The sequence below is a fragment of the Aeromonas sp. HMWF014 genome, from assembly GCF_963878295.1.
Taxonomy (GTDB): domain Bacteria; phylum Pseudomonadota; class Gammaproteobacteria; order Enterobacterales; family Aeromonadaceae; genus Aeromonas; species Aeromonas popoffii.
This window is the reverse complement of record NZ_CAWNYS010000545.1, coordinates 1-851: the sequence shown is the minus strand read 5'-3', so window position 1 is coordinate 851 and position 851 is coordinate 1. Positions and strand designations below refer to the sequence as shown.

General features: G+C 61.1%; 1 protein-coding gene. It reads right to left on the bottom strand.

Annotated features, from left to right (window positions below; all coding sequences use genetic code 11):
- On the bottom strand, positions 1–851 hold an 851-nt coding region (locus tag AAC083_RS23425; protein WP_258224812.1), incomplete at both ends, for an SUMF1/EgtB/PvdO family nonheme iron enzyme.

Below are 851 nucleotides of genomic sequence, written 5' to 3'. Positions count from 1 at the left end.
CTGGTGGTTGCCGCACAGCTCACTGGCAAGATCGGCCAGGGTTTTGGCGTAGTTGGCGACCCCGAAGTGGGGCGGGCCGTACTGGAAGTCGAGGTACTGTGCTACGAGCGTGTCGGTTTCGTAAGGATTCACTATGAGGGATTCCTGATAACGTGAGACCAGATAGCGGAAGCCCGCATGCTGGAAGAAGTGGCGGCGAAAGGCATAACGGGACGATTTGAGCGCTTCGTTGCCTGTGCTGATCCAGCTACCGCCCTTGATGAGAGTGTGTTTGCCATCAAAGGTCGGGGTGGAGAAGTCGTCGTAGAGCGGGTGGATGTGAAAGCCGTCGAAGCCATCGATGGCGGTGCTGGTCCACTGCCAGACGTTGCCTACCAGATCGAAGAAGTCACCCTGTGGACAGGTATCTACCGCACAGGGGGAGGCAAAGCGGGCCAGATTGATATTGCCGGGCGCATCGATCCAGTCCGGCTGATCCCCCGCCAGCTGATTGCGCAGCAGGGCCCACTCCCCCTCGCTCGGCAGCTGGATGGGCAGTCCGCTCCGGGCCGCTTTCCAGCGACAGAAGGCGGCGGCTTCCAGCTGATTGACCTCGGCGGGCCAATCCCAGGGCATGGCCACCCGCTCCGTCATCAGCCGCAGTTGCAGTTGCTCGGGCTCGGCGGGATCGCCGACCCAGAAGGTGGGCATACGTGCTTTGGCATACTGGCACCAGCCCCAACCTTCCTCATCCCACCACTGCTGCTGGTCATAACCCCCTGCCTGCACGAACGCGAAATACTCGGCATTGCTGACCAGCATGCGGCTGGCCTTGAAGGGGGGGATTTCTAGGTGGCGCTCACCATATTCAT